This window comes from Sphingomonas sp. (assembly GCF_031372575.1).
Lineage (GTDB): Bacteria > Pseudomonadota > Alphaproteobacteria > Sphingomonadales > Sphingomonadaceae > Sphingomicrobium.
The window spans coordinates 45,214-65,439 of record NZ_JANMLM010000037.1 but is presented as its reverse complement, the minus strand read 5'-3'; the positions used below and the strand labels follow the sequence as shown (position 1 = coordinate 65,439).

Below are 20,226 nucleotides of genomic sequence, written 5' to 3'. Positions count from 1 at the left end.
CTTCAAAAGGTGAGAAATCATGTCAATCATCGTAATGGTGGCCTTGATCGCAGTTCAAACAGCCGCAACATCGACATTTCAATCGCCGCCGGAAAAACCGAAACTGGTTTGTAAATCGCTCAAGGTGACCGGAAGCCGCCTGGCCGTGCGACGCGTTTGTGGCACTGCGCGCCAATGGGAATTGGCGGAGAAGGAAGCCCAGGAAGCCGCTCGCGAAAGCCAGAATCAGTCAACCGGTCCTGGCGGTATGGACGAGGGAAGCGCGGGCCGCAGCCCTGGTTAGTCAGGCCGCTCCTTGACCATCTGCGCCACCTCGGCTAGGCGCGCCCTTCGCAATTGACCCCGCACTCCGGTGAAGCGGTGGTCCTGCCCCTGGCAACGGGACGTAGCGCGGTTCCGGAAATTTCGCACCTTCGGGCGCATCGCAATTGGAGTATCATCATGTCGAAGCGCAAAAGCGCCAAGTATAAGCTCGATCGCCGCATGGGCGAAAACGTCTTCGGACGGCCCAAGAGCCCGGTCAATCGCCGCGAATATGGCCCCGGCCAGCACGGCCAGCGCCGCAAGGGCAAGGTCTCCGACTTCGGTCTTCAGCTGCGCGCCAAGCAGAAGCTCAAGGGCTATTACGGCGACGTCACCGAGAAGCAGTTCCGCCAGACCTTCCAGCACGCCGCCAAGATGAAGGGCGACGCCAGCCAGAACCTGATCGGCCTGCTCGAGCGCCGTCTGGACATGATCGTCTATCGCGCCAAGTTCGCGCCGACCATCTGGGCCGCTCGCCAGCTGGTCAGCCACGGTCACATCCGCGTCAACGGCATCAAGTGCAACGTCGCCTCGCGCCGCTGCGATGTGAACGACATCATCGAGCTCGGCCCCAAGGCGCAGGAGATGGCGCTGGTGATGGAAGCGCAAGGCCTCGCCGAGCGCGATATCCCCGAATATGTTGCGGTCGATGGCACGGCCAAGGTCACCTTCGCGCGCGTCCCGACGCTCGACGAAGTGCCCTATCCGGTGCGGATGGAACCCAACCTCGTGGTCGAATTCTACTCGCGCTAAGACCTCACGGTCTGGCCGAAGTAACAGGGCGGTCCCTTATGGGGCCGCCCTTTTCGTTTACCCTAGTGACCGATCGCGCCTTCGAGCGCGATCCCGATGCGGTTGAGCATGTCGGCCCGGGCATTGCTGTCGTCGAGCTGATGGTCGAGCCCGGGGTAGCGAATGAATTCGACTTTCGCCCCGGCACCGCGCAGCGCGGATTCCATCTTCTCGCTCTGCGCGATTCCGACGTTGATGTCATAATCGCCGTGGAACATCAGCACCGGAACCTTGATCTTCGCTACGTTGCGCAACGGTGATCCTTCGATCAGGTGCGGCCCGCTGCCGATGAACTGGCTGACCATCCGGCCGCTGGTAAAATTCTCATTTTCCTTCTTGAGCATGTTGAGGTCGGTCACCGGCGCGATCGCCACCGCCGCCTTGTACAGATTGGGCTCGATCGCCGCTGACTGGAGCGCTGCATAGCCGCCATAGGACCAGCCAACGATCGCCATCCGCGCCGGATCGGCAATGCCTTCCTTGGCCAGGTAACGCGCTGAATCGCCAATGTCGGACATTGCGGTGCGCCAGTTGATCCAGCCATTCTTGTTCTGGAATTCGGCACCGAAACCGGTCGATCCGCGATAATTGGGCTGGATCACCGCATAGCCGCGCGCCGCGAAATATTGCGCCAGCCAGTCGAACCCCCACACATCGCGTGAACTCGGGCCGCCGTGGGGCAACACCACCGCCGGCAAATTCTTGCCCGTGCCAACTGCCGGAAGCGTCAAGTAAGCGGGGATTTTGGTACCGTCGGCTGCGGCGTAACTGATCGACTTGACCGTCGCCAGCTTCCGCCCTTCGAGATCAGGCCGGATGATCGCCAATTCCTGCATTTTCTTGGTCGTGCGATCGAGCACATAATAGGCGCCGGGATGATTATCGGAACCGGCCGAAATCAGGATTTTCTGCCCGTTGGCGCTCGCCCCCGAAATGCCGATCAGCGGGAAATTGACCAGCGCCTTGCCCAGCGAAGCCGACAATTTCTGAAACTCGGGATCGAAATAGGACACACGGCTCTGGGTGTCGGTATAGGTGTAGCCGATAATCTTCTGCCCCTTGCCGAGGCGGACGATGCCCTCGATATCGACATTGGGATTGGCGGCGATCTTGGTCAGCGTTCCGGTCCCGTCGAGCGCCATCCGATACAAGGCATCGCGGCCGCCGAGCGCCTTGAGCACATAGACCGAATTGGTCTGCCCCTCGATCGCCAGCGGATAAATGTCGGTCGCCGCATTGCCTCCATATTGGCCGAGCGGCTCCCATGTTCGCGATCCCAGCTTGCGATATTTGGACCGCGACTTGCCGGTCAGCTGGTCGTCAAAACTATCATCGACGATCTGCAGTCGGACATTGCCCTGGCCGTCGGTACGATATTCGCTGACCGCATCCTTGGGGCTTTCGACTGGCGTGGACTTCATCGTCGCAAGGTCGATCCGGTCGACACCCAGGCCTTTGCTCGCGCGCGACGCGCTGGTCGCCAGCGCAGCCGTTTCAGGGACATAGTTTCGCGCCATCAGCACCGCGCCGGGCTGCTGCGGCAACCAGTCGATGATCCGCCCGTCGAACTGGCGCAGGCCGGCATCGCGATCGGACGCCTTCTGGCCGAGCTGGCGCAAATTGCTGCCGTCGGTCGATACCACCACCATCCGCGAAAACGGGACGAGCTCGCCGTCGAGCCGCGAATTGCCCGAATAATTGCAAATCAGAAAATCGTCGCTTGCGAACTCGCACCAGTTGAGGCTCTCGCGGCTGTCCTTCGATCCAAGGATGTTCTTCGCCACGCCGGTGGTGAGGTCGATCACCTTGACCACGCTCAGCCCGGCCGGACCGCCAAGCATCATCACCGCTTTGTTGCCGCTCGGCGAAATGTCCGGAGCCCACATGCTTTCGCGCTTGCCGAAGATGCGGGCATCTTGCGCCAGTGGCACGGTTGGCGCGGCGGCAAGCGGAATGATGGCGGTCGCTGCAAACAACGCACCCAGTGAATAACGCAACATGGTAACCCCCTTAATGTTCGGCGCCCTTATGAATCCACGAAGCATGCAACAATGCAAGCCGCCTTGGCGGGCGCGCCACACACTGCAAGCCGCCTTGGCGGGCGCGCGACAGGCTGTTAGTCGCCCGACCTATGACATCAGCTCCCCTCCCCGAATGGGCGCCGCACGAGGCAGTGTGGATTGGCTTCCCCAGCGACTCGTTGCTGTGGGAGGATGACCTCGTACCGGCGCAGGCCGAAGTTGCCGCCTTCGCCGCCGCGATCCATGCCGATGGTGCGGGCGAGCAGGTGTGGCTGGTCGCGGCCGATCCGGCGAGCGCCGAGACCGCCAGCAAGCTGTGCCCGTTCGCCAAGATCATCGTCCAGCCGTTCGGCGACATCTGGCTGCGTGATACCGGGCCGATCATCCTCGGTACCGCCGGCGGTAAAGGGATGGGGCGCCGCGCGCAGGGCTTCGGCTTCAACGGCTGGGGCGGAAAATATGAGCTTGCCGGCGACGACAGCATCGGCGCGCGGCTCGCCGCCGAAGCCGGACTGGACTATTCCAAGGCCGACTGGATCCTCGAGGGCGGGGCGATCGACGGCGATGGGAGCGGCATTTTCTTGACCACCGAGCAATGCCTGCTCCACCCCAACCGCAACCCCGGTTTCGGCAAGGATGAAGTGCTTGCGCGGCTTGGCACTGATCTTGGCGCGACCCGCATCATCTGGCTCGGCGACGGCCTGATCAACGATCATACCGATGGCCATGTCGACAATCTCGCGCGGTTCGTCGCGCCGGGCCGCGTCGCCATTCCCGAGGCGGTCGAGGATGATCCCAATGCGCCCGCATACGCCGACGCCGCCGAGGCCTTGCTCGACGCTGATCTCGAGGTGGTCGCCATCCCTTCGCCGGGCTTGGTTGAGCGCGACGGAGAAACCGTCCCAGCGAGCTACATGAACTTTTTTATCGGCAACGCCACCGTCGTCGTCCCGCAATATGGCGCACCCAATGATTCCGCTGCGGTCGAAGCGCTGCAGGACATCTTCCCCGACCACATGGTCGTCGGCCTGCGCGCCGACCATCTACTGACCGGCGGCGGCAGCTTCCACTGCATCAGCCAGCAGGTGCCCAAATGACCAAACTCACCGTCGCCGCGCTGCAGCTTGCCTTCACCGAGGACCGCGCCGCCAACATCGCGAACGTCTCCGACCTCGTCCGCGAGGCCGCGGGCAAGGGCGCTGAGGTTATCCTGCCACCCGAATTATTCGAAGGCCCCTACTTCTGCCGGGTCGAGGATGAAGACCAATTCGCCACTGCCAGGCCGACCGCGCAGCATCCCTCGGTGATCGCGATGCAGGCGCTCGCGGCCGAGCTGAAGCTGTGGATCCCGACCAGTTTCTTCGAGCTCGACGGCCAGCATCATTACAATAGCCTCGCGATGATCAATCCAGATGGGAAGATCGCTGGCATTTATCGCAAGAGCCACATTCCCGACGGCCCCGGCTATGAGGAGAAATTCTATTTTCGCCCCGGCAACACCGGCTTCAAGGTGTGGGAGGGCGCGGGCACCACATTGGGCGTCGGCATCTGCTGGGACCAATGGTATCCCGAGGTCGCGCGATCTATGATGCTGATGGGCGCCGAAATATTATTCTACCCGACCGCAATCGGCACCGAACCGCACGATCCCGAGCTCGACACAAGCCGCCTGTGGCGACGCGCAATGATCGGCCATGCGGTGTCGAACGTCGTCCCGATCGTCGCCGCCAATCGCATTGGCACCGAAGGCGGCCAGCGCTTCTACGGACACAGTTTTATTTGCGACGAACGCGGCGACATTTTGGCGGAATTCGGCGCGGAGGAAACCGGGGTGCTTGTGGCGGAAGTCGACTTAACGTCGGCGAAAAAACACCGCGCCGCGTTCGGGTTTTTCAGGGACCGCAGACCCGAGCTTTACGGGCGGTTGGTGAAAGACGTTTAAAGCCTCAACGCAAGATAGATACTGTCGACCCACTCCTCGCCAATTTGGAAAGTTCGCTTCTTACGGTGGGTTTCGGTGAAGCCGTGGCGCTCGAGCAGCCTAAGCGATGGCAGGTTGCGTGGATCGACATCGGCGGTGAGCTTGGTTGATCCAAGCGCACGGCGGCGGCCGATGAAGGCCGTTAGCGACTCGCTTGCATAGCCCTTGCCCCATTCTGCAGGGTCGAGCAGAAAACCGAACTCGGGCAGCCGCCACGCACCGAACTTGCCCAGTACCGCGCCGTCGCGCGTCATGATGAAATCGTCGCTGATGGCGGGGTCGGCTTCGACCATCGATTGTAGCCATGCCTCAGTCTGCGCGATTTCTTGATGCGCCGGGAAAGACCAGTATCGCATGGCCCGCGCGTCGCTCAAGATGCGAAACATCGCGGGCGCATCGGCCATCGTCGCGCGGCGGAGCAGCAGCCGTTCGGTGCTGATCGCGTCAGCCATGGTGCGCTACAGCGGCGGCAAACACCGCCTCAAACATCGCTGCGTCGAGCCGCCGCGTGTTCTGGTTGTAGCGGCTGCAATGGTAGCTATCGATTAGCCGCAGCCCGCCAGGCAGCGTATGCACCGCGCCATGCGCAAACTTGGCTTTGGCCAGCGGCACACCGAAGCTTCGGCACAGGCTATCATGCGCTACCTTGCCGAGCGCGACGAAGGTAGTGAGATTGGGCAGGCTGGTAATCGCTTCCATCAGAAACGGGCGGCAATTGGCTTCCTCGGCGGGCAGCGTCTTGTTTTGCGGAGGAAGGCATTTGACCGCGTTGATGATGATCGCGCCGGTGAGCTTGAGCCCGTCGCTCCGGTTCTGCCCATAACTTCCTGTACTCAAACCGAATTTATTCAGCGTGGCATAGAGCAATTCCCCCGCATAATCCCCGGTGAACGGCCGCCCCGTGCGGTTCGCGCCATGCTTGCCTGGCGCCAGCCCGATAATCGCCAGCCACGCTTGCGGATCGCCAAAAGCCGGCACCGGCGCATTCCACCAGCCAGGATGTTCCGCATCACATGATGCGCGCAGTGCGACTAGTCGCGGGCACAGCGGGCAATCGCGCGGTGCCTCAGCGTTGGGCAGCGGCGACAGTTCGGCGGGGGTAGCGCATTGCATCGCCCCAGCCTAGGCGAGCGCCGATGAGCGACGCAACGCATCTCTACGCCATCGCCATCGGATCGAACCGCCCCCACGGCCGCCATGGCCGACCGTCGGGCGTGGTCGCGGCGGCCATCGCCCGGTTGGAAGCACAATTCGGCCTGTTCGACGCCTCACCGATCATGCTCAATCCGGCTATCGGCGGTTCCGGTCGCGATTTTGCCAATGCCGTGGCACTGGTCGAATGCGGGCTCGATCCGCCATCGATGCTTGCTGCAGTGAAAAGCATCGAGCGCGAATATGGTCGGCGGCCGGGACGCCGCTGGGGCGCGCGCGTGCTCGATCTCGACATATTATCGTGGAGTGGTGGGCGGTTCGACAGTCCCTCGCTGACCATTCCGCACCCGCGCCTCGCTAGCCGGCCATTCGCGATCGGCCCGCTGGCGATGATCGCTCCGGAATGGCGGCTGGTTGGGCCACTCACTGCACGTCATCTCGCTACACGTCTTGCCCGTCGGCGCGCGCTTGGCTAAGCGCGTCGGCGCACCCACGCTTTGGGGCCCTTAGCTCAGTCGGTAGAGCAACTGACTTTTAATCAGTAGGTCGCTGGTTCGAACCCAGCAGGGCTCACCACGGGCATCAGTTCGCCGATCGAACCAGCTGCGCGCTTGATGGGAGCAATCCGCGAGCGGATTGCTGGTGGTTCGAACCCAGCAGGGGCGCGCCATTTCGGATGGTGGCACCCCCAGGAATGCAACCGCAATGCAGTGACCCGCAACCATCTGGTAAGAGATTGCAATTATTTGTCTGAATTGTCCGGGATTTTCCGGGCCTTGGGTAATGGCAGGGCCGATGCGACGATGACCAGTTCAGCTGACCAATTGCCGGTGGATACGACCGCTTATTCGCTGTCGAGCAAGGCCCCTGCACCACCCGAACGCCGCGAGGGTGATCGCCACCTGACCTTGTTTCGAGTCGGCGCAATGTCCGTCAACGGACGCCGCGAGCTGTGCCTAATCAAGAATATCTCCGAAGGCGGGATGATGATCCGCCCTTATTGCGCGCTGGTTGAAGGCGAGGCGCTGACGATTGAACTCAAGACCGGCTGTTCGGTGCCCTGCACCGTGGCCTGGGTCCGCGATTCGGCGGTCGGGGTCGAATTCGCCTCCCCGGTCGACGTGCTCGAGATTTTGACCAATTCCTCGGATGGGCCGCGCCCGCGCATGCCGCGAATCGAAGTGAATTGTGTCGCCACCGTTCGTGATGGCGGGATGGTTCACCGGATGCGGGTTCATGACGTCTCGCAAGGTGGCGTCAAGCTCGAGACAGCGGTTGTCCTGACCGAGGGCTCCGACCTGGTCGTGACCTTGCCCGGGCTCGACCCGCAGCCGGCGGCGATTCGCTGGACCGATGGCGGACAACTGGGCGTGACTTTCAATCGCCTGCTGCCACTGGCCGATCTGGTCGCCTGGCTTCAGCTCTTGCGTGAGCAATTGCGCGCCGCCTGAACCGGCGTCGTCGCGGCCGTTCAACGACTGGCGGCGATCAATCCTCGATCGATTGAATGGGCTTGCCGAAGATCCAGTCCTCGGCAATTTTGCGCTCGCCTTGCGACAAATCGGACGATTTGATCCGCGGGCGACGAAAGTCCAGTTTGGCGCGCGGGCGCGGCGTCGGCACATGACGCAGCACCGCATCGGGATCGAGCATCGCTTCGAATGCGATGCCGGCACGGCGCCCGGTGATCCACGCGATCTCGCCCCGGGCTTTCAATTCATTCTTGCGAAACATCACCTTGCTGCCAACAATCGGCAGGTCATCGCCTTCGACCAACGCGCCTTCGGTGGAAAGATTGCGAAGTTTGACCGATGCGGTGTTGCCATCGCTCTCGATCGACGCCGCCATCAAGACATGCGATCGACGCGACCGGCGATTGTGGGTGCTGATACTCTCGTCCATGACGGTGACCATATGTGAAATCGGTAAAGGCTTCGTTTAATGTCCGATTTTTCTCGACGGAGCGGCATGTTGCTGGTCGCCGCGATTGCGTTGGTGGTGTGCGTTGTGGCTGGCTTGCTTGGCGGCCCCGGCACAATGCTCGACGTCGACCTGATCCGTGCTTTGGCAGAGCAGCGTGCAGCGCACCCGGCTATGACGTCGATCGTCATTCCGCTGACGAATGTCGGCGGCGCGCGCGGCATGATTGCGATCCTGTTGGCAGGCCTCGTTATCATGGCCTTCCATCGGCGCTGGAAAGATGCGGCGATGTTGGCGGGGACCGTCCTTGGCGGACGCCTGGTGATTGAACTGCTCAAGCTATTGGTCGACCGCCCGCGACCGGCCTTTGGTCCCTACCCGGTCGCGGTGTCGTCGATGAGTTTCCCGAGTGGGCATGCGGGCAATTCGATGATCACGTTTCTGGCGATTGCGCTGATCGTGGTTCCAGCCCGTTATCGAGCGGGTGCCTGCGTCGCGGCCGTGTTGTTCAGCGCGATTATTGGTGCGACCCGCCCTTATCTCAGCGTGCATTGGCCGAGCGATGTCGTCGCCGGCTGGGCGTTCGGGATTGCTTGGGTAGTCAGTCTAGCAACAGCATATGATTATTGGCGGGCATCGCGCGCGAATCGCGTAGCTTAAGTCCTCTTTTTGCCGCTTCCTGCGTGAAATCGGACACCAGACGCAGTCCCCACTGCGGATTGCGGGCCTTCAGATCGGCATCGAAGGCGAGATTGGACGCCGCAGCCTCCTCGCCATCGACCAGCCACGGGCCGTAGAGAATCAACGGCGCACCCAATCGCGCGGCGCCGTCGAGCAGCCCAAGCGCGCTGGCCCACGGGCTGATGTGGACCATGTTGATGCACAGGATCGCGTGGGCTTTGGTGAACGGCCAGTCGGGCGATGCAGCGTCGATTTCGAGCGGCTCGAGCATATTTGTCGGCGCGTCAGCCCGCCATGCGGCGATCGAGGCTAGCGCCAGCGGATCGGGGTCGCTGGGCTGCCAGTCGAGATCGGGGAAGCGACGGGCGAAGGCCAGCGCATGCTCGCCGGTCCCGCTGGCGATTTCAAGAACCAAGCCGCGCTTTGGCAACCAGTCAGCCAGCACATCGCCAATTGCCGCAACATTGCGCGCTGCCGCTGGCGCTTCCCGCCGGACGTCACCGCCAAGATCGGCAACATTGTAGGGCGGGATGAACGATTCAGCCATCGACCGGCGACGAGCGCCGCGACCGGGTTTCGCGAAACAACAGCCACGACAGCAGGCCGATCGGACCGGCCATCAGGGTGACGAACAGGAACGGCAATTGGACCACCCGCCCGACCCCTTTGGAATCGGCATCGCGCGCGATCCACAGCCCGACGAACAGGTCGAACGCGAGGTAATGGGTCCAGCCGATGACAATACCTCCGTCGCTCATGAACAACGGCCGAAGCCCCGCGATCGAATAATCGAGCAAATCAGGCTCGCCGGTTCCCGCGATCCGCACCGGATCGATCAACTGGCCGATCGAGAGGATGAACAAGGTGGCGTAGGCCAGACACAGCAAACCAACCCCGAGATACAGCACCGCCGACAAGGTTAGCGGCCTGCGCGGCAAGACGGCGAGCGCCAGCCAGCCGAGCATCGCCACCGCATTGGTCAGACTGAACAATGTATCCCAATTCATCGCCTCACCCTCCCCCGACTCCAACGCCCGCGCCGCTGTCAGCACCGTCGGGCGCACGAGTCTTATAGGCAAGCACGGGCTTGCGTGCGGCCAGCGTTTCATCGAGCCGGCGACGCGGGGCGTAAATGGGCGCGTCGTGGAGCGCCTGGTCCCCGGCCCGCGCGCGCTCGGCGATCGAGCGCAAGGCGATGATGAACTGGTCGAGGCTGGCCTTGGACGCGGTTTCGGTCGGCTCGATCAGCATCGCGCCGTGGACCACCAAGGGGAAGTACATCGTCATCGGGTGGAAACCCTCGTCGATCAGCGCCTTTGCCAGGTCGATGGTCGAGAAACCATCGGCGAAGCCCTTATCGCTGAAGATCGCCTCGTGCATGCACGGCCCGCTGAACGCGAACGGCGCGTCGAGCACGTCCTCGAGGCTGCGCAGCACATAATTGGCGTTGAGCACGCTATCCTCGGCGACCTGGCGAAGACCGTCGGCGCCGTGGCTGAGGATGTAGCTCAGCGCGCGGGTGAACATCCCCATCTGGCCGTGGAAGGCGACCATTCGGCCGAAGCTGTCGCTGCCCTGATCGTGGGCCGTCTCTTCCTCGACCAGGCGATAGCCTTCGCCATCGCGCTCGACATAAGGCAGCGGCGCATAAGGCGAGAGCGCTTGCGACATCACCACCGGGCCCGACCCCGGCCCGCCGCCACCGTGCGGGGTGGAAAAGGTCTTGTGGAGGTTGATGTGCATCGCGTCGATGCCGAGATCGCCGGGGCGTACCCGGCCGACGATGGCGTTGAAGTTGGCACCGTCGCAATAGACCAAACCGCCCGCGGCATGAACCGCGTCGCTGATCGCCTTCATCTCGGGCTCGAACAGGCCGCAGGTGTTGGGGTTGGTAATCATCACTGCAGCGACATCCGGACCGAGGCGCGCCTTCAACGCCGCGAGATCGACCCGGCCCTCGGCGGTCGCGGGAATATCCTCGACCTTGTAGCCGGCGAAGGCGGCGGTGGCGGGGTTGGTGCCGTGCGCGCTTTCGGGGACCAGCACGACCGAGCGGGCGTCGCCGCGCGCTTCCAACGCCGCGCGGATCGCAAGGATGCCGCACAATTCGCCATGTGCCCCGGCCTTGGGGCTCATCGCCACGCTGTGCATCCCGGTGAGCTTGATCAGCCAGTGCGCCAGCGTGTCGATCAACTGATAGGCGCCCTGCACCGTTTCCTGTGGCTGGAGCGGGTGGATGTCGGCAAAGCCGGGCAAGCGCGCCATTTTCTCGTTGAGCCGCGGGTTGTGCTTCATCGTGCAGCTGCCGAGCGGGAACAGCCCGAGGTCGATGGCGTAATTCTGCCGCGAAAGACGGGTGTAATGGCGGACGGTTTGCGGCTCGGACAGGCCGGGGAGGTTGATCGGGGACGAACGGACGAGGTTGGCGAGTTTGCTCTCCGGAACGCCGCTGGTGTCGAAATCCACCCCGGTCGACTCATTGTCGCCAATCTCGAAGATCAGCGCTTCCTCAAGCATCAGCGCGCGGTTGCCGGTGATGGTCGCCACCATATCAGCGCTGGGGGTAGGTGCAGTGGGCGTCCAGCCGCTCGGGTTCGTGCTCATCGGATGGCCTCCTTCAGTGCGGCTTCCAAGGCGTCGATATCCTCATCGGTGACGGTCTCCGTGACAGCGACCACGAGGCCGTTGGCGAGCGCCGCCTCCCCCGGATAGAGCCGCCCGAGCGACACGCCCCCAAGCACGTTCTGATCGACCATTGCGTGAACCGTTGGCCGCGCCTCGACCGGCAGCCGAAGGGTGAATTCGTTGAAGAAAGCATCGTTGACCAAATCGACCCCGGGGATCGCCGACAATCGCGCCGCAACTTCGACCGCGCGGGCGTGGTTGATCCCGGCCAATGTCCGAAGCCCCTTCTCGCCCAGCAGGGTCATGTGAACACTGAATGCCAGCGCACACAGGCCGCTGTTGGTGCAGATGTTGCTGGTCGCTTTCTCGCGCCGGATGTGTTGCTCGCGGGTCGAGAGCGTCAGAACGAAACCGCGCTTGCCCTCGGCGTCGACGGTCTCCCCCGCCAATCGCCCAGGCATCTGGCGAACATATTTCTCGCGCGTCGCGAACAGCCCGACATAGGGCCCGCCAAATTGCAGCCCGACTCCAATCGACTGACCTTCACCGACGACGATATCCGCGCCCATTTCGCCCGGTGCCTTGATCAATCCGAGCGCGACCGGCTCGGTCACCACCACGATCAACAATGCGCCCGCGGCGTGCGCGGCGTCCGCGATTGGGGTGAGATCAGCGATTCGCCCGAGGATGTCGGGATATTGGACGACCACACAGCTGGTTTCCTTGTCGATGCTGGCGATCAGGCGCTCGACATCGGTGGCCCCGTCCAGGCTCGGCAAAGCGCAGTCGAGCATATCGCCGGTAAAGCGCGCCATCGTCTTCGCCACCGAGACATAATGCGGGTGGAGCCCGTCGGACAGGATCGCCTTGCCGCGCCGCGTGATCCGCCGCGCCATGCCGATCGCTTCCCAGCAGGCGGTCGAGCCGTCGTACATCGACGCGTTGGCGACCTCACACCCGAGCAGCCGCGCGACCTGGGTCTGGAATTCGAACAGCACTTGCAGCGTGCCCTGTGCGATTTCGGGCTGGTAAGGCGTGTAGGCGGTGAGGAATTCGCCGCGCTGGATGATGTGATCGACCGACGCCGGGACATGGTGGCGATACGCGCCGCAGCCGAGAAAGAAGGGGACATTGCCAGCGACCATGTTGCGCTTCGCCATCGCGCCAAGCTGGCGTTCGACCGATAGTTCGCTGGCGTGGAGCGGCAGGCCATGCACCGGGCCATCGAGCCGCGCTTCGGCGGGGACATCGCAGAACAAATCGTCGACCGACGCAGCGCCGATGGTGGCGAGCATGGCGGAGCGATCGGACTCGCTCAGCGGCAAATAACGCATTATTTCGGCTTTCTCATCATGAAGCGGAGGCGGACATAGTCGGCATTGGTGGTGCCGACGCGGGTGGCGACGGCAGCGGCAATCTCGGCGCGCTGTTCGTGGGGAACACCGGCGCGATCAAGCCAGCCGGCGCGGAAGGTGGTGACCCAGGCGGCGACCCCATGGTCGAGCGCGGTCGGGCGCTCGATCAGCCGCGCCTCAATCTCGGTGAAGCCAGCTTCCTCATACAATGCGATGAATTCATCGGCGCTCGGATACCAATTGGCGGCGTAGGTCGGCGGACCGAAGCCACGCTCGACCAGTTCGTCGTCGAGTGCCTGGCGCAAACTGGCGAGGTTGCCCGCCCCGCCCATCTCGCCCGCGAACCGGCCCTTAAACTTCAGCGCGAACCAGATCGCGCGTGCGGCGCGTTCCTTGTCGAGCACCCAATGGAGCGTGGCGTTAGAGAACGCCGCATCAAACGCTTCGGCGAAACGGATGTCAGCGGCGTCGATCAGCCGCGCGTCGAGCCCCTTGGCCTTGGCCGCGGCAATCATCGACAGGCTATTGTCGATCCCGACTACATCGGCACCGCGTTCCTTGATCTTGAGCGTGAGCGTGCCATCGCCGCAACCGACATCGAGGATATGTTCGCCCGGCTGCGGATCGAGCAGGTCAAGCGCCGCCTCCCCCAACGCAGCCACGAATCCGCCGTTGCGGGCATAGTCCGCCGCATCCCATTGCGAGGTCGAGGCGACAAGGATGGTCAGAGCGTCTTGACCCATGCGCGATAAGCGGGCTCGTCCATCAAGCCGTCGAGCTCGGACGGATCGGCGAGCGTCATCTTGAAGAACCATCCGTCGCCTTCGGGATCACGGTTGATCAGTGCGGGGTCGTCGGCCAGCGCTTCATTGCCGATGATCACTTCGCCCGCGACCGGGGCATATACGTCGCTCGCGGCCTTGACCGATTCAACCACTGCCGCTTCGTCGCCCTTGTTGAGCGTCTTGCCCTGTTCGGGGACTTCGGCGAAGACGATATCGCCAAGCGCATTTTGTGCATGGTTCGAAATGCCGATCGTGGCGGTGTCGCCTTCGACCTTGATCCATTCATGCTCGCCGGTGAAGTATGTGGTCATCGGGTCAGGCTCCTGCTGGCTTGCGGTGATAGTGGTGCGGGACGAACGGCATATCGGTGACGGTCGCGTCGAAAATCTTGCCGCGCTGTTCGAGCTTGAGCGCAGTGCCGGGCGCCGCAGCGTCGAGCGCGACATAGCCCATCGCAATCGGGCGCTGGAGCGAAGGCGAGAAGGTACCGCTGGTGATCCGGCCAATCTCATTGCCCTCGCCATCGAGGATCAATGCCCCTTCACGGACCGGCTGGCGTCCGTCGACATGGAGACCAACGCGCTTCTGCGCCGGGCCTTGGTCGATCTCGCCGACGATCCGCGCAGCGCCGGGAAAGCCACCCTCGGCGCGGCGACGCTTGCCAATCGCGAACTGAATGTCTGCCATCACCGGGGTGGTCTGACGGTCGAGGTCGTGCCCGTAGAGCGGCAACCCCGCCTCGAGCCGCAGCGAATCGCGCGCGCCAAGCCCGATCGGCTTGACCCGTTCATCGGCGGTCAGCGCATCGGCGACGGTCTCGGCAGCGGCGGCAGCGATCGAGATTTCGAAGCCGTCCTCGCCAGTATAGCCCGAACGGCTGATCCACGCGGGTGTGCCGGCGATGGTGAACATCGCGCCTTGCATGAAGGACAAATCAGCGACTCCGGGGGCAAGCGCATCAAGCACGTCGACCGCTTTCGGTCCTTGCAGCGCGAGCAACGCCTGCTCCTTCATATGATCGAGCACGGTGCCGCGCGGCAGGCGGCGCTCGAACTCCTCGATATCGCCGATCTTGGTCGCGCCGTTGACGACGAGGTAAAAATGATCGCCGCGCCGGGTGGCCATCAGATCGTCGATGATCCCGCCATTGTCGTCGAGCAGCATCGAATAGCGCAGGCGGCCATCCTTGAGCATCTGCAGCTCGCCGGGAAGCAGGGTCTCGAGCGCGCGATCGGCACCCGCACCGTGGAAAATCAGCTGGCCCATGTGGCTGACGTCGAACAGGCCCGCGCTGGTCCGCGTCCACAGATGCTCTGCGATGACGCCGTCATATTGAACCGGCATCGAATAACCCGCAAACGGCACCATCCGTGCGCCGTGGGCGCGGTGCCAAGCGTCGAGCGCCAGTGCCTGGATGTCGGTTTCGGTGTCGTCCATCGGTCTCGCTCCCAGAGTCGGCCCGGACGAGCGCTCCCACGAGCGTTCCTTATCCGAGCCCCCTTCTGTCACTGAGACCTGAGAGCTTTCCCCGTCCTCGCTTTACGGCGACAACAGGTTACCCCTTCGGCGGCCCACGCCAGGCGCGAACACTTTCCAGACTGTCCGGGCCCGCGCGGTCCATTTGCCTGAGAGATTCCGGGGGCGGTTGCTCCTTCGGCGCTCCATCAAAGGAGCTCTCCCGCGCGACCCTTGGGCAAAAGCCCAGGACACGCTCCGGCAATGACGGCGGCGAGAAGCCGAGTCAATCGGCCAGTGGCGTGAAAAACTAGCGCGTCGCGTTGTAGCGCAACTGATCCTGGCTGAGCTGGAAGCCGACGAGGTGCTCGAACGTGGCGCGGGCGACAGCGTCGCGGATCTTGGGGTCGGACAAGGGATCGATCGCGGCATCGGCGTCGCCGGTCTTGCGCTTGCGAGTCAATTCCTTGCGAACATCCTCCGGCAGGCCGGTCGAGGCGCGGTCGACCTGGGCAACGACCCGCGACGATGTTTGCGCGCGCAGGCTGCCGGCGGCAAAATCGAGCGCCACCGCGCCAACATTCTTGGCGACGATCCGGTTTCCGCCCTGCATCACGACATTATAGAATGGCAGCACGACCTGCCGCGCCTGGGCCGCGTCGCGGCGGGTGGCGACAACATCGAAACTTGCGGTCGAGATGATCTGCGCGCCGGTTTCATCGCACGTGCTGCGCAAATTGGTGATCGTCGCGACCACGTCAATCGCCCGCGCGTCGGTGCTTCCGGCGGGGTCAAAGGTCGTGACATCGCCCGTACCGGCCGGGATGCCGAGCTGCGGGCAGGTCGATCGGGTAATATATATTCCGTTACCTTCTACGGTGCCGCTCTTCGAGCAGGCCGAAGCCAAAGCGAGGCAGATGATGGGCAGCAAGCGGATTTTCACAGGGCGGACATCCTTACGATTTGATTTGGCGCTGTCATAGGAAGCGCCTTGGCTGCCTGCAAGCAATCGCTTACATGCCAAGGTGATGAACACCATGCTTCCACCGCTTCACATCCTCATCGCTGCGCCGCGCGGCTTTTGCGCCGGCGTCGATCGCGCGATCACGATCGTCGAAAAAGCGATCCAGCTGCACGGCCCACCGGTCTATGTCCGGCACGAGATCGTCCACAACAAGTTCGTCGTTGATCGGCTCAGGGGCATGGGCGCGGTGTTCGTCGACGAGCTCGACGAAGTCCCGGACGGTCGCCCGGTGGTGTTCAGCGCGCATGGTGTGCCCAAGGTCGTGCCTGCCGCCGCCGAAGCCCGCGGGCTCGACTATCTCGACGCGACCTGCCCGTTGGTCAGCAAGGTTCACCGCCAGGCTCAGCGCCTGATCGAGGCCGGACGGCACATCCTGTTCATCGGTCATCAGGGACATCCCGAAGTGATCGGCACCTTCGGCCAGGTGCCCGAGGGCGCGATGACCCTGGTCGAGACGGTCGATCAGGCCGAGGCGATCGAAGTCGACAATCCGGGCAATCTCAGCTTCCTGACCCAGACCACCTTGTCGGTCGACGATACGGCGGAGATCGTGGCGATCCTGCAGCGGCGCTTCCCCGACATTCGCGCGCCGCGCGGCGAGGATATTTGCTACGCCACCTCCAACCGCCAAGGGGCAGTTAAGGTGATCGCGCCCAAGGTCGAGAAAATGCTGGTGATCGGCGCGACCAACAGCAGCAATTCGCTCCGCCTGGCCGAGGTCGCCGAGCGGATGAATGTGCCGTCGCGGCTGATCGCGCGCGCTGCCGACATCGACTGGGCATGGTTCGGAAGCCCCAATGTGATCGGGCTGACGGCCGGCGCGTCAGCGCCCGAGGTATTGGTCCGCGAAGTGGTCGATGCGTTGGCGCAGCGTTTTGCGGTGACCGAGGAGGAAGCCGCGCATGTCGAGGAAGGCATGATCTTCAAGCTGCCGCGCGAACTCGTCGACTGATGAGCGGATTGCCGGGCGAGCTGCCCAAAGTCGAAATTTTTACCGATGGCGCGTGCAAGGGCAACCCCGGCCCGGGCGGCTGGGGTGCCTTGCTCCGTGCCGATGGGCGGACCCGCGAATTGTCGGGCGGCGAATCGCCATCGACCAACAACCGCATGGAATTGATGGCGGCGATCGAAGGGTTGAATGCGCTCAAGAAGCCGTGCCGGGTCAGCCTGACGACCGACAGCGTCTATCTGCGCGACGGGATTACCAAGTGGATCCACGGCTGGCGCAAGAATGGCTGGCGGACGGCGGACAAGAAGCCGGTCAAGAATGTCGAGCTGTGGCAGGCATTGCTCGACGCCGCCGAGCCCCACCGCGTCGAATGGCATTGGGTCAAAGCGCATAACGGCCACGCCGAGAATGAGCGTGTCGACGCGCTGGCGTCAGCCGAGGCGGAGAAGCGCCGCTAGCGCCTGCGCGGGGCGAAGTGGGCTGGGTCGATCCCGGCCAGCTCTGGTGGCAGCACCGTACCTTCGATCAGGCTCTGGCACAGCAATGACGCCGCTGGGGCGGTCTGGATGCCCATGCCGCCCTGCCCCGCGCACCAGAAAAACCCCGGCTCCAGCGGATCATAGCCGAACTGCATCGCGCGCGTGGGCGCGAAGCTTCTTAAGCCGGCCCATTTGCGCTCGACCGCCTCGACCGGCCAGTCGACCGCATGTTGAAAGCGATCGATGGCGATGGCGACGTCGCCTTCCTCTGCTGCGGCGTCGCACGGGTCGGTCAGAGTCTCGTCGAGCGGGCTGACCCAAACGGTGTTGTCGCCTTCGCCCTTGAAATAGAAACTGGCGTGAAGATCGGTCACCAGCGGCAGGTCGCGGAGCCCGCTGCGCCCGACTCGAAGCTGGACCACGGTGCGGCGCCGGGGTTCGAGCGCAATCCCCGGCAGGCCGGCGCGGATCGCGACATCATCCGCCCAGGCCCCGGCGGCATTGACGATCAGCGTGGCGGCGATGTCGCCATCATCAGTGGTCGCGATCCATCCCTCGCTCGATCGCTTGGCCGACCGGAAGGCCGAATCGGTCCGTACCTGACCGCCGCTTCGCCGAATCGCGGCGAGGCAGGCGGCGTGGAAGCTCGCCACCTCGATGTCGGCGCAGCTCGGCTCGAACCACGCGCCGGACCATTGCTCGCGAAGCCCCGGCACCATTCGGTCGAGCGAATCGCGATCGAGCAGAACCAGGGCGTCGTCACCGCCAAGATTATCGCCGCCGTCGAGCAAATCGTGGCCCGCGCTGGTCAGGTGGAGCGCGCCGCGACGGCGCAGCAACGGCGTATCCGCCCCCGGCCAGTGCGAATCGAACATCGGCTTGGAGGCGATGCTCAAGCGCCGCTCGGGGGTGTCGCCGCCCAGACTGGCTTGCCAGAACGCGACCGATCGTCCGGTTGAATGGCGGCCGCACTGCTGTTCCGACTCGACCAGCGCCACCCGGTGTTCCGCCGCCAGCCGAGCGCCAAGGCTCGCCCCCGCGATCCCGCCGCCAACAATCAGTATATCCGTCTGCTTCATCACGCCGCTGGTTACGGTTTGGAAAGCCATAGCGTCTAGGTGTCAGGCCATGACAAACTTTGGATTCACCGACATTTTGCTTGGCCTGCTGGCGATCATCCTGGTCGTCGCGGCTGTAATCGATGTCCGCACCTTCACCATTTCGAACCGGCTCAATGCGACCATCGCCTTGCTCGCCCCGCTCTATTGGTGGTCCGAATCACTGCCTTTGTGGCCCGATATCGCGATGCAGATCGGCATTGCGGCGGCGGTTTTCGCAGTGCTGGCAGGCACATTCTACATCGGCATGATGGGCGGCGGCGACGTCAAGCTGGCGGCCGCGCTGGCCTTATGGTTTTCGCCCGCCTCGACCCTCAAATTCCTCGTCATCATGTCGATCGCGGGCGGAGTCCTGACCGCAATCGTGTTGATCGCGCACAAGTTACGGCCCGGCCGAATCAGGAATTCGGACGGCGAAACCACTGGAAAAGCAGAGATTCCCTATGGCGTCGCGATTGCATTCGGCGCGCTGTGGATACTCGCCCAACGGTTTCTTAACCATTTTGCCTGATGTCTGTGAACATCAAGGGGACCCTTTAGGGGAGGCGTAATCGCCATGGACGTGAAGAAAGTTGCATTGCTCGTTGGAGCATTGGTTATCGCGGTGATCACCGCCGTGATGGCCAAGAACATGTTCGTCGGGGCTGGTGCAGCTCAGGCGGAAGCCGCTCCGGCGGTTCCGGTTGGGCCCAAGATCCTGGTGGCGCGCAAGGCGCTGCCGGTCGGCACGATCATCGATCAGGAAGCGCTGACCTATCAGGCGTGGCCCAAGGAGATGATGCAGAACGCCTATTACGTCGAGGGCGCGGCCGATTCGGACATCAGCAAATTGCTCGGTACCGTGGTCCGCAACCCGATCACCGCTGGCCAGCCGGTCACACGTGGTGCCCTTGTCGGGCCGAACGATCGTGGCTTCCTTGCCGCAGCGCTCGGGCCGGGAATGCGCGCTGTTACAGTGCCTGTTTCGGTCACCAGCGGCGTTGCCGGCTTCGTCTTCCCGGGTGACCGGGTCGACATGGTCCTTACCCAGGAAGTTCGTGGCGGCGGCGATGGCCCACCGCTTCGCGTTTCCGAAACCATCGTTCGCAACTTGCGCGTGCTCGCCACCGATCAGCGGATCGACGGCAAGGATGAAGAAGGCAAGACCGAACCCAAAATCTCGTCGACCGTGACGATCGAGGCCACCCCGCGCCTCGCCGAAAAGATTGCCGTCGCGCAATCGCTCGGCATGCTGTCACTGTCGCTTCGTTCGATCGCCGATAATACCGCCGAACTCGAGCGGGCTGTCGCGAGCGGTGAGGTCAAGGTGCCGGTCGGCACTGCCCCGGGCCAGGAGCGTCAGCTGCTACTCGCGGTCGCCAGCCGGCCGATCGATAGCAACACGACGTATACCACCGGCGGTGATGTCTCGCGCTTCCAGCGCCGGACCGTCCCTGCCCGTCCGTCGAGCAACGACGAGCGCGTGCGTGCAGTCAACAACCTTGCCGGCGCCATTCGTGGTGGTGTTGGCGGCGAGCGGGTCGGGCCGTCGGTCCGGGTGTCGCGCGGCAATACTGTGACCGTTGTTCCGGTGGGAGCTCTTTAAG

24 protein-coding genes, 1 tRNA gene and 1 riboswitch are annotated in these 20,226 nt (G+C 63.5%); of the genes, 12 read left to right on the top strand and 13 right to left on the bottom strand.

The genetic code is table 11. The annotated features are described in order from the left end of the window. The first annotated feature begins 19 nt into the window (after nt 1–19). Nucleotides 20–283, top strand: coding sequence for a hypothetical protein (locus RMN73_RS02970; protein WP_309601829.1), 264 nt, complete (start codon nt 20–22; stop codon nt 281–283). 158 nt (nt 284–441) lie between these two features. Further along, on the top strand, nt 442–1,056 hold the full coding sequence (rpsD, locus tag RMN73_RS02965; RefSeq protein ID WP_309601828.1) for a 30S ribosomal protein S4: 615 nt from the start codon (nt 442–444) through the stop codon (nt 1,054–1,056). 62 nt (nt 1,057–1,118) lie between these two features. Here the strand turns inward: rpsD and RMN73_RS02960 are convergent, their stop codons facing one another. After that, nucleotides 1,119–3,095 carry a S9 family peptidase gene (locus tag RMN73_RS02960; RefSeq protein WP_309601827.1) on the bottom strand — a complete coding sequence of 659 codons (1,977 nt, stop codon included), beginning with the start codon at nt 3,093–3,095 and terminating at the stop codon, nt 1,119–1,121. 131 nt (nt 3,096–3,226) lie between these two features. Here RMN73_RS02960 and RMN73_RS02955 point away from each other — a divergent pair, with 131 nt between their 5' ends. Both RMN73_RS02955 and aguB read left to right on the top strand, forming a co-directional pair. Continuing rightward, complete coding sequence (locus RMN73_RS02955; RefSeq protein WP_309601826.1) at nt 3,227–4,213, top strand: agmatine deiminase family protein; 987 nt, start codon at nt 3,227–3,229, stop codon at nt 4,211–4,213. After that, nucleotides 4,210–5,058 carry an N-carbamoylputrescine amidase gene (gene aguB / locus RMN73_RS02950; RefSeq protein WP_309601825.1) on the top strand — a complete coding sequence of 283 codons (849 nt, stop codon included), beginning with the start codon at nt 4,210–4,212 and terminating at the stop codon, nt 5,056–5,058. Before RMN73_RS02955 ends, aguB begins: the two co-directional genes overlap by 4 nt. On the opposite strand, the gene RMN73_RS02945 is transcribed toward aguB, so the two are convergent. Both RMN73_RS02945 and RMN73_RS02940 read right to left on the bottom strand, forming a co-directional pair. Next, a complete protein-coding gene (locus RMN73_RS02945; RefSeq protein ID WP_309601824.1) occupies nt 5,055–5,549 on the bottom strand; it encodes a GNAT family N-acetyltransferase in 495 nt (164 codons plus the stop codon). The two genes, aguB and RMN73_RS02945, sit on opposite strands and share 4 nt — an antisense overlap. Continuing rightward, nucleotides 5,542–6,210 carry a uracil-DNA glycosylase gene (locus RMN73_RS02940; protein ID WP_309601823.1) on the bottom strand — a complete coding sequence of 223 codons (669 nt, stop codon included), beginning with the start codon at nt 6,208–6,210 and terminating at the stop codon, nt 5,542–5,544. Before RMN73_RS02940 ends, RMN73_RS02945 begins: the two co-directional genes overlap by 8 nt. A 23-nt stretch (nt 6,211–6,233) precedes the next feature. On the opposite strand from RMN73_RS02940, the gene folK reads away from it, so the two are divergent. The 3 genes from folK to RMN73_RS02925 all read left to right on the top strand — a co-directional run bounded on the left by folK (nt 6,234) and on the right by RMN73_RS02925 (nt 7,700). Beyond that, entirely contained in the window at nt 6,234–6,725 is a 492-nt protein-coding gene (gene folK, locus RMN73_RS02935; RefSeq protein WP_309601822.1) for a 2-amino-4-hydroxy-6-hydroxymethyldihydropteridine diphosphokinase, read from the top strand. A 24-nt stretch (nt 6,726–6,749) separates the two neighbouring features. Next, nucleotides 6,750–6,825: transfer RNA gene (locus RMN73_RS02930), tRNA-Lys, on the top strand. A 227-nt stretch (nt 6,826–7,052) separates the two neighbouring features. Next, nucleotides 7,053–7,700 carry a PilZ domain-containing protein gene (locus RMN73_RS02925; protein WP_309601821.1) on the top strand — a complete coding sequence of 216 codons (648 nt, stop codon included), beginning with the start codon at nt 7,053–7,055 and terminating at the stop codon, nt 7,698–7,700. A 37-nt stretch (nt 7,701–7,737) separates the two neighbouring features. Here the strand turns inward: RMN73_RS02925 and RMN73_RS02920 are convergent, their stop codons facing one another. Next, nucleotides 7,738–8,151, bottom strand: a complete 414-nt coding sequence (locus RMN73_RS02920; RefSeq protein WP_309601852.1) for a PilZ domain-containing protein — start codon at nt 8,149–8,151, stop codon at nt 7,738–7,740. Between the two features lie 39 nt (nt 8,152–8,190). Between RMN73_RS02920 and RMN73_RS02915 the strand changes: the two genes are divergently transcribed. Then, nucleotides 8,191–8,829 carry a phosphatase PAP2 family protein gene (locus tag RMN73_RS02915; protein ID WP_309601820.1) on the top strand — a complete coding sequence of 213 codons (639 nt, stop codon included), beginning with the start codon at nt 8,191–8,193 and terminating at the stop codon, nt 8,827–8,829. On the opposite strand, the gene RMN73_RS02910 is transcribed toward RMN73_RS02915, so the two are convergent. The 8 genes from RMN73_RS02910 to RMN73_RS02875 all read right to left on the bottom strand — a co-directional run bounded on the left by RMN73_RS02910 (nt 8,771) and on the right by RMN73_RS02875 (nt 16,013). Next, nucleotides 8,771–9,397 (bottom strand): DUF938 domain-containing protein, encoded by a 627-nt coding sequence (locus RMN73_RS02910; protein WP_309601819.1) that lies wholly within the window; start codon nt 9,395–9,397, stop codon nt 8,771–8,773. The genes RMN73_RS02915 and RMN73_RS02910 overlap by 59 nt on opposite strands. Continuing rightward, a complete protein-coding gene (locus RMN73_RS02905) occupies nt 9,390–9,857 on the bottom strand; it encodes an ABA4-like family protein (RefSeq protein ID WP_309601818.1) in 468 nt (155 codons plus the stop codon). Before RMN73_RS02905 ends, RMN73_RS02910 begins: the two co-directional genes overlap by 8 nt. Before the next feature lie 4 nt (nt 9,858–9,861). Then, entirely contained in the window at nt 9,862–11,454 is a 1,593-nt protein-coding gene (gcvPB, locus tag RMN73_RS02900; protein WP_309601817.1) for an aminomethyl-transferring glycine dehydrogenase subunit GcvPB, read from the bottom strand. Next, nucleotides 11,451–12,809 (bottom strand): aminomethyl-transferring glycine dehydrogenase subunit GcvPA, encoded by a 1,359-nt coding sequence (gene gcvPA, locus RMN73_RS02895; protein WP_309601816.1) that lies wholly within the window; start codon nt 12,807–12,809, stop codon nt 11,451–11,453. Before gcvPA ends, gcvPB begins: the two co-directional genes overlap by 4 nt. Continuing rightward, nucleotides 12,809–13,573: a class I SAM-dependent methyltransferase gene (locus tag RMN73_RS02890; RefSeq protein WP_309601815.1), complete on the bottom strand. Its 765-nt coding sequence runs from the start codon at nt 13,571–13,573 to the stop codon at nt 12,809–12,811. The genes gcvPA and RMN73_RS02890 overlap by 1 nt, the downstream gene beginning before the upstream one ends. Further along, nucleotides 13,555–13,926, bottom strand: coding sequence for a glycine cleavage system protein GcvH (gcvH, locus tag RMN73_RS02885; RefSeq protein WP_309601814.1), 372 nt, complete (start codon nt 13,924–13,926; stop codon nt 13,555–13,557). Before gcvH ends, RMN73_RS02890 begins: the two co-directional genes overlap by 19 nt. A 4-nt stretch (nt 13,927–13,930) precedes the next feature. Next, the gene (gene gcvT / locus RMN73_RS02880) at nt 13,931–15,052 is read right to left on the bottom strand and encodes a glycine cleavage system aminomethyltransferase GcvT (protein ID WP_309601813.1); all 1,122 of its coding nucleotides are present in this window, start codon (nt 15,050–15,052) and stop codon (nt 13,931–13,933) included. A gap of 166 nt (nt 15,053–15,218) precedes the next feature. Next, nucleotides 15,219–15,306, bottom strand: a riboswitch (glycine riboswitch). A gap of 74 nt (nt 15,307–15,380) precedes the next feature. Beyond that, nucleotides 15,381–16,013, bottom strand: a complete 633-nt coding sequence (locus RMN73_RS02875; protein ID WP_309601812.1) for a hypothetical protein — start codon at nt 16,011–16,013, stop codon at nt 15,381–15,383. Nucleotides 16,014–16,098: 85 nt separating this feature from the next. Between RMN73_RS02875 and ispH the strand changes: the two genes are divergently transcribed. Beyond that, complete coding sequence (gene ispH / locus RMN73_RS02870) at nt 16,099–17,046, top strand: 4-hydroxy-3-methylbut-2-enyl diphosphate reductase (protein ID WP_309601811.1); 948 nt, start codon at nt 16,099–16,101, stop codon at nt 17,044–17,046. Further along, complete coding sequence (rnhA, locus tag RMN73_RS02865) at nt 17,046–17,501, top strand: ribonuclease HI (RefSeq protein WP_309601810.1); 456 nt, start codon at nt 17,046–17,048, stop codon at nt 17,499–17,501. The genes ispH and rnhA overlap by 1 nt, the downstream gene beginning before the upstream one ends. On the opposite strand, the gene RMN73_RS02860 is transcribed toward rnhA, so the two are convergent. Further along, a complete protein-coding gene (locus tag RMN73_RS02860; protein WP_309601809.1) occupies nt 17,498–18,631 on the bottom strand; it encodes an FAD-binding oxidoreductase in 1,134 nt (377 codons plus the stop codon). The two genes, rnhA and RMN73_RS02860, sit on opposite strands and share 4 nt — an antisense overlap. 19 nt (nt 18,632–18,650) lie before the next feature. Here RMN73_RS02860 and RMN73_RS02855 point away from each other — a divergent pair, with 19 nt between their 5' ends. After that, nucleotides 18,651–19,151: a prepilin peptidase gene (locus tag RMN73_RS02855; RefSeq protein WP_309601808.1), complete on the top strand. Its 501-nt coding sequence runs from the start codon at nt 18,651–18,653 to the stop codon at nt 19,149–19,151. 45 nt (nt 19,152–19,196) lie between these two features. Then, the gene (cpaB, locus tag RMN73_RS02850; protein WP_309601807.1) at nt 19,197–20,225 is read left to right on the top strand and encodes a Flp pilus assembly protein CpaB; all 1,029 of its coding nucleotides are present in this window, start codon (nt 19,197–19,199) and stop codon (nt 20,223–20,225) included. The last annotated feature ends 1 nt before the right edge of the window (nt 20,226 follow it).